9 protein-coding genes are annotated in these 6,243 nt (G+C 65.1%); 1 reads left to right on the top strand and 8 read right to left on the bottom strand.

The window, feature by feature from the left end:
* Positions 1 to 408 precede the first annotated feature (408 nt).
* Together ACZ4MF_RS39705 and ACZ4MF_RS39700 are read right to left on the bottom strand one after the other, a co-directional pair.
* Complete coding sequence (locus ACZ4MF_RS39705) at positions 409 to 876, bottom strand: hypothetical protein (protein ID WP_467497961.1); 468 nt, start codon at positions 874 to 876, stop codon at positions 409 to 411.
* Positions 877 to 1,007: 131 nt separating this feature from the next.
* On the bottom strand, positions 1,008 to 1,589 hold the full coding sequence (locus ACZ4MF_RS39700; RefSeq protein ID WP_467497959.1) for an AAA family ATPase: 582 nt from the start codon (positions 1,587 to 1,589) through the stop codon (positions 1,008 to 1,010).
* Positions 1,590 to 1,596: 7 nt separating this feature from the next.
* Between ACZ4MF_RS39700 and ACZ4MF_RS39695 the strand changes: the two genes are divergently transcribed.
* A complete protein-coding gene (locus ACZ4MF_RS39695; RefSeq protein WP_467497957.1) occupies positions 1,597 to 2,973 on the top strand; it encodes an IS1380 family transposase in 1,377 nt (458 codons plus the stop codon).
* A gap of 136 nt (positions 2,974 to 3,109) precedes the next feature.
* On the opposite strand, the gene ACZ4MF_RS39690 is transcribed toward ACZ4MF_RS39695, so the two are convergent.
* From ACZ4MF_RS39690 to ACZ4MF_RS39665, 6 genes are all read right to left on the bottom strand, one after another.
* On the bottom strand, positions 3,110 to 3,397 hold the full coding sequence (locus ACZ4MF_RS39690) for a hypothetical protein (protein ID WP_467497955.1): 288 nt from the start codon (positions 3,395 to 3,397) through the stop codon (positions 3,110 to 3,112).
* A gap of 144 nt (positions 3,398 to 3,541) precedes the next feature.
* The gene (locus tag ACZ4MF_RS39685) at positions 3,542 to 3,964 is read right to left on the bottom strand and encodes a hypothetical protein (protein WP_467497954.1); all 423 of its coding nucleotides are present in this window, start codon (positions 3,962 to 3,964) and stop codon (positions 3,542 to 3,544) included.
* Between the two features lie 111 nt (positions 3,965 to 4,075).
* Positions 4,076 to 4,597 (bottom strand): hypothetical protein, encoded by a 522-nt coding sequence (locus tag ACZ4MF_RS39680; RefSeq protein WP_467497952.1) that lies wholly within the window; start codon positions 4,595 to 4,597, stop codon positions 4,076 to 4,078.
* A 243-nt stretch (positions 4,598 to 4,840) separates the two neighbouring features.
* Positions 4,841 to 5,143 carry a hypothetical protein gene (locus tag ACZ4MF_RS39675; protein WP_467497950.1) on the bottom strand — a complete coding sequence of 101 codons (303 nt, stop codon included), beginning with the start codon at positions 5,141 to 5,143 and terminating at the stop codon, positions 4,841 to 4,843.
* Positions 5,140 to 5,871: a GntR family transcriptional regulator gene (locus ACZ4MF_RS39670; RefSeq protein WP_467497976.1), complete on the bottom strand. Its 732-nt coding sequence runs from the start codon at positions 5,869 to 5,871 to the stop codon at positions 5,140 to 5,142. Before ACZ4MF_RS39670 ends, ACZ4MF_RS39675 begins: the two co-directional genes overlap by 4 nt.
* A gap of 8 nt (positions 5,872 to 5,879) precedes the next feature.
* Complete coding sequence (locus ACZ4MF_RS39665; RefSeq protein WP_467497948.1) at positions 5,880 to 6,104, bottom strand: hypothetical protein; 225 nt, start codon at positions 6,102 to 6,104, stop codon at positions 5,880 to 5,882.
* Between the last annotated feature and the right edge of the window lie 139 nt (positions 6,105 to 6,243).

The raw sequence follows: 6,243 nt of genomic DNA, 5'->3' as shown, positions 1-6,243 counted from the left end.
GGGCGCTACTGCGCGACAACAGGGCATTCACCAGCGCCCCACCGGCCACGCAAGCGGCTTGACTCCGTCATTGAGACTCGCTCCGCTCACCGCGCACGGCCCGGCCCCCGGCCGGGCCTGCACTCCTGCCTCCGCCCCGCTCCAGCCCGGCCGGCGCCCGCGCCGCGCGCACAGCAATCAGCCACCTGATGCCAGAGAAGGGGTACGTCGTGGCCGGGGCGGTCGACTCCACGGCTTTAGCCACCTCCCCGGTCCGGGTCCCGCGTCGAGCAAGACCAGGGGGCCACTCGTTCACATTGCGGTCAGGCCCAAAGCCTGCCCGAGTTGCCAACCAGCGTACGGCCCCCTGATCATGCTCGACCCCAGACCGGGCAGGCCACCGGCCAAACCCGCTCCGCCGCCCTATCGTCACTTCAGCCGCTGCGCCAGTTCATCCAGCCGGTTCAAACAGCGGCGAAGGCTCGGTGACTGCTCCGCAGCGATTCGGGGCCGCCAGATGGACTCACCGAAATCCTTGATGTCGGATACGTAGGTTGGCCCGACAACCGCGCCGCTGTTCTGTCGCGGCACAAGACCCTCACGTATATCACGCTTACGTGACTTGCGAGCAAGATTTACTATCTCCTGCTTCGGATCGGCCAAAGAATCCGGATTCTTTGGAATTTTACTCTGCGCTACACCGAGAAATTGTGAAATTTTCTCGCCATCGGCCAAGAGCCACGACTCAAGCTCGACCACGGCTACCCGAAATACCATGTATTGCGATGGATCCGGAAGCCACCCCCTCGCTCTATCGACCACGCAGGCATCTATCGAATCCAGGTCCAGCAGGATGAACCACGGGGAGAACTTCGCCGCGTTGTTGTAAGCTGGCAACTTTTTAATGATGTTGCTACACCCATTTCGCCCCTGCCGCAAGCCAACCGAAAATCCACATTCCCTTAGAATGGCTTTTACAGCGCCCTCATCGGACGGGCCTTCAACTGCTGCCGTGATTGGAAGCACATTCACCCCACGAAGAAGCTGAGCTGTCCGGCCTCATCAGGGGCGGTAAGGCTTTTCAGGATATCGCCTAGCGGAACCCCAGCATCGCGCATCGCCTGCAAATCCTCCCGCTCGGCAAGGGAGGATACAGCAGTACCCTCAGATTCGGGAAGCAGCGCCAAGACTTCATCTGAGCCGATACCCGGATCGTTAAGGATTTCGGGCGAGTGCGAACTCACAAGGATCTGTCGGCCAGACTTACGTTGGACCCTGGCAAACATCTGCGGAATGTACCGCACAACTTCTGGGTGCAGTGAAAGCTCTGGCTCCTCCAGCAGCAACGGACCCTTCGTCTCCGCCACCGCCCACAGCAACCCAAGAAGGCGGAGAGTCCCGTCTGAGAAGTGATCTTCCGTTTGCCAAGCGCCCTGGGGGCGCCAATGCTGGTATTTACCTCGCAGATGGGGTACGCCACGGATGTCAGCCGTTAGCCTCGCGCTTTCACGTGGCAGGCCGTCCGGTGGGTGATCAGAAACGCGGAGAGTGCTCCTGACCTGCAACGATGGGACTTGTCTAGGGTCCAGGTCGTCGCATGAAAGAAGCACTCTCCAGGTGAGGAAGCGTATCGGGTCCTACCCGCGTGTCCGTACTGAAGGCGGTGGTCGCGGGGTGGTCTCCCAGGCCGGCGGGGTGCTGCTGGTGGAGACGATCCGCAAGACCGGTCTGGATCAGGCGATATCGGCGGCATTGACGCCGTGGCGCAAGCCGCGGACGGTGCATGATCCGGGCAAGGTCCTGCTGGATGTGGCGCTCGCGGTCGCGCTGGGCGGAGACTGTCTGGCCGATGTGGGCATGCTGCGGGCCGAGCCGGCGGTGTTCGGGCCGGTGGCCTCCGATCCGACGGTGTCCCGGCTGATCGACACGCTGGCCGCGAGCGGGAAGCGCGCGCTGACCGCACTGTGGCAGGCCCGCGCTCAAGTCCGCGAAAAGGTATGGGGGCTGGCCGGTGACGCGGCGCCGGACGCGGCCGGGCAGGTGATCGTGGACCTGGACGGGGTGCTCGTCCTCGCGCATTCCGAGAAGCAGGATGCGGCCGCGACCTGGAAGAAGACCTTCGGGCACCACCCGCTGATGGGGTTCGTCGACCACGGACGGGGCGGGGCCGGGGAGCCGGTGGTCGGGCTACTGCGGCCCGGGAACGCGGGCAGCAACACCGCCGCAGACCACATCGAAGCCGCCCGACTCGCCCTGAAACAGCTGCCGGAGAAGTACCGACGGGGACGGCAGACACTGATCCGTACCGACTCGGGCGGGGGCACCCACGAGTTCGTTGACTGGCTTTCCGCCCGCGGCCGGTGGTTGTCCTACTCGGTCGGCATGACCATCACCGACGCTATGCACGCCGCTGTCCTGAAGGTTCCCGCATCGGCCTGGACGCCGGCCGTCGAGCCCGACGGCGAGATCCGCGACGGCGCTTGGGTGGCCGAACTCGACGGCGACTGCCTCAAGGGCTGGCCCACGGGCATGCGGCTGATCGTGCGGAAGGAACGGCCGCACCCCGGCGCCCAGTTGCGCTTCACCGACGCCGACGGCATGCGCTTGACCTGCTTCGCCACCAACACCAAGAACGCTCCGATCGCCGAGCTGGAGCTGCGCCACCGCCAGCGGGCCCGGGCCGAGGACCGCATCCGCGCTGCCCGCGCCACCGGCCTGCGCAACCTCCCGCTCCACGACGCCGCACAGAACCAGATCTGGCTGGAGATCGTCCAGATCGCTCTGGACCTCCTGGCCTGGATGCCCCTGCTCGCCCTCACCGGACAGGCCCGCCGGTGGGAGCCTCGCCGTCTGCGGCTGCGGCTGTTCTCCGCGGCCGCCCAGCTCGTCACTACCGGACGCCGCCGCATCCTCCGCTTCGCCAGGCACTGGCCCTGGGCCGACGTGATCATCGACGCCCTGCAACGGCTCACGGCTCTGCCGAACCCTGGCTGACCAACAACTTCCCGTCCCTACGAGCAGCACCACACCCGACCGGAGCGTGGAACCCGGCGCCCACCCGACGCGGCAGCCGGGCCGTCAGCCTGCACACCGCCAGGAATCTCCGCCCCGAACGAGCCGAAAGGGTCCGTCAGCAAGCTGACGGACCCTCATGCAAGATCGAGGCTAGTGTGCGCCGCAGTCGCGTACGCCACTCCGCCTCTACATCCGAGGCCGTCTGTTCATCGCCGCCTTCTATCGCCAACGCCAATTCGCTGCGCGAGGTCTCTAGCTCCCGCGCGATCATGCCTTCCTCGCTGCCACGGCGGGAAAAGAACGACACTATGCGATCACGAGCTTGTGCCCATGAGTGTGCCGCCATTTGCTGAACGAATGTCGTAGCGCCTGCTGCAGCGAGCGCCATCAGCTCAGCTTCCATCGAACCCCCTTTGAGCGGCGGGGCAGTTAGCCTACCGCCTGATCCCCTATGACTACAGCGCTGACGCCGTGCGCTACGTCAACCACTGAACGGCTCATGAGTGGCTGTATGCCAGCCGACACGCACAGGTAAGACGTTCCGCTACTACATGTTCATGAAGGAGGCCCAGGGCACTCGACGGCCGAAGCGGATCTCGTACTTGGCGCCCGCGTAGCCAAGAAGAGCGAGCAGCGAGGCCACCGCCCACACGAAAAGCCCTTCAATCGTTAGGTGGCCGAGTTTCGCCCACCCCATCCCAACAGCCTGGCATGCCAGGACCAACCAAAAGAAGATCCTTTTACGCCGACGCACTGTGCTTAGCCGCTTGGCCTGCGCCATCGCCGCGGCGGCAGCCGCCGCATCCTCAGCATGCTGCTGCGCTTCCAGCCTGGCTGCCAAGCGTTCGAGGGAAGTCTGGGCCTGCGCGGGCGGGTGGATAACTACATTGCCGTGTATGGCCCCGGACTGAACCACGGGCCCACCAACGTTGCCGTTCAACTCGTTGCGCACAGACGGCTGTTCACTCATACGGCGGAAGATACGCCGTCCGCCTACAAGATCACCATTGGCGGGCGCCGCCAGGTGTCATACCTCTCGGGAGACCTCGGGGTTCCGCGGATGAGGGCTCAAGGGTGGCTCTTAGTCACCTTCTTCCCAAACCTCCCAACTCTCCTCATATTCCCATGTTTCGTAGGACTCCCACGTCTCCCAGGTCTCTTCGTGCCCTTCGGAGTCGATCTCCTCCTGCTCCGGGTACGCGGCGGGTGCGATCCAGCGGAACAGGACAATCGCACCGACGGTGGAGAGCGCAACAGGCGCGGCCCACCGACCGGTGAGAAACCCAAATGTGAGGCACGAGGCAACAGCGAGAACTAGGCATATGCCCGCACAGCGCTTGCGCGTGCTCGCACGCGCCTCCAGCTCTGCAACCTCTGATTCATAGGCCGCCTCAGCCTCAGCAGCTTCCTTGGCCTCCGCTTCCTTCCTCATCGCCTTGGCCATGCGGCGGGCCAGCTTGTCCGGGTCCTGTGTCGTGCCGGACCAGTGCATATGCACGCTTCCGTGGACCGTTCCGAACTGTCCTACAGGCCCGTTTACGTTGCCTGTCAGATCATTCCCGACGTATTGCCCTCTGTCGAACTTCTCGCGTCGATCCCCCATACATGGAGACGGTAAAGCACGGCATCAGCAGGCGACAGGGCGCACCGTTCCCCCCCTACCAATCGAGACAGAAGGAGAGGCGATCCGTTACGGTGCCCGCTGAATCAGGGTGCGTGCGGCGGATCGGCTCATGGTCAGGAAATGACGCAACGGGGAGAGAAGCCGGGGCTTTGCAGTGGCTTCTCCCCCGTGACTGCTGAGGCGAAGGCTTCCGCTGGCAGCGGTCGTGGCCGACCTTCCGCTTCAGAGGTGGTGAGGTTCACTCGCTGCCAGGAGGTGACCGCGGCTGATCGCTACGCGGAGTACGTCTCGCAGGGCTCCAGTCAGCTTGTTTGCCAGGAGGCGCACGTCCTCGGGGGCCGGGTCCTCGTCGCCGAGGGTTTCCGAGGCATGGTCCAACAGTTCAGCCGCCATGCCGAGTTGTACGGCCTCGATGTTGTCCGCCAGGCGGGACATGTGGCCGTTTCCGTCGTCGGTGCTGAGGTAGCAGGGTTTGCCCTCCCGGCCCAACCACGGGAGGAGCCGTAGTTCGTTCCGTGCCGTCATCCTTGCGTCTTCCTCTCATCGATCACGTGGTGGGTGGTGAAGACTGCATCGACGCGGTCCCCCGGGAACACCAAGAGCGCGGCTTCGACGACTCGCCCGGCCGTGTCGGCTGCGACGCGTGTGATCGCGAGGACCGCCAAGGCTGAGTTGATCCGGAGAGTCGACGCCTCATCTGGTGTCGGGAGCCGGGCGGAGACCGTCTCACGGACCTCTGCCGGCGGAGGGTTCGGCACGGTGAAGCTCGCGTGCGCTCGCGCGCTTGAGGATCCGTCGCCGGACACCACGTTCGGCGCCAGGTCGTGCGGGACGTAGATGCGGGCCAGGCTGTGCGGGGACTCTCCCTCGTAGCTGAGGCAGAGGAATTCGGTCAGTGGGCTACCGTTCGGGACGCACAGCAGGGCTGGCAGAGCCCCACGCGCGCCCATCGCGGTAGTGTGGATCGTGACGCGCAGGCCCGTGTCAGCGGCAGTCCGGGGGTCCAGCGTGCCCCATCCACCGACGTACGTGATCTTGCGGAGGGGGCGGCGAACGAAGTTGCCCTTGCCGTGGATCTTCTCGACGAGGCCTTCCCCCTGAAGCACAGCGAGAGCGCTCCGCAGCGTCGCCGTACTGACCTTGTATTGGCCGGCCAGTCCAGACTCAGACGGAAGGCGTTCGCCGGGCTTGATGCGACCGGCCGAGATCTGATGCCGGAGGTCGTCGGCGATGTCGTGATGGCGAGAGGCCATGGCCCCGATCACCGCCTTCTCATCATCCGCACGGCAACCAGCCGAGTCCGTGCGTGTATGGTCAGCAACTCGCCCGACTCGAAGAGAAGTTGCTTGGCACCGTTGGGCAGTTGGAAGAGGTTTCCCACACGACATGCCCGGCCGCCGATCTGGATGATGTCGCCGCGCCGAACGGTGGTCGCAGTGACCTCAACGTTGGATGCCAGCGCGCCGGCGGGGGCAGGGACGATCACCGCTTCACCTCCGGTGCCGCGGACTGGGCGGGCGTCGAGTGGCACGGGCAGTCGCACGCCTCGTAGACCACCGGCAGGTCGACCGGTGCCGAGACTGGGGAGGACTCCGCGCAGGCGGAGTGCGTGCCGATCCGGCATG

This window comes from Streptomyces sp. NPDC025793 (genome assembly GCF_055558375.1).
This window is presented reverse-complemented; position numbering and strand designations above follow the sequence as displayed.

What these genes read in the sequence shown, in the direction of transcription:
- ACZ4MF_RS39690 (WP_467497955.1), bottom strand. Translation starts at nt 3,397, where the DNA reads ATGGAAGCTGAGCTGATGGCGCTCGCTGCAGCAGGCGCTACGACATTC.
- ACZ4MF_RS39685 (WP_467497954.1), bottom strand. Translation starts at nt 3,964, where the DNA reads ATGAGTGAACAGCCGTCTGTGCGCAACGAGTTGAACGGCAACGTTGGT.
- ACZ4MF_RS39680 (WP_467497952.1), bottom strand. Translation starts at nt 4,597, where the DNA reads ATGGGGGATCGACGCGAGAAGTTCGACAGAGGGCAATACGTCGGGAAT.
- ACZ4MF_RS39675 (WP_467497950.1), bottom strand. Translation starts at nt 5,143, where the DNA reads ATGACGGCACGGAACGAACTACGGCTCCTCCCGTGGTTGGGCCGGGAG.
- ACZ4MF_RS39670 (WP_467497976.1), bottom strand. Translation starts at nt 5,871, where the DNA reads ATGGCCTCTCGCCATCACGACATCGCCGACGACCTCCGGCATCAGATC.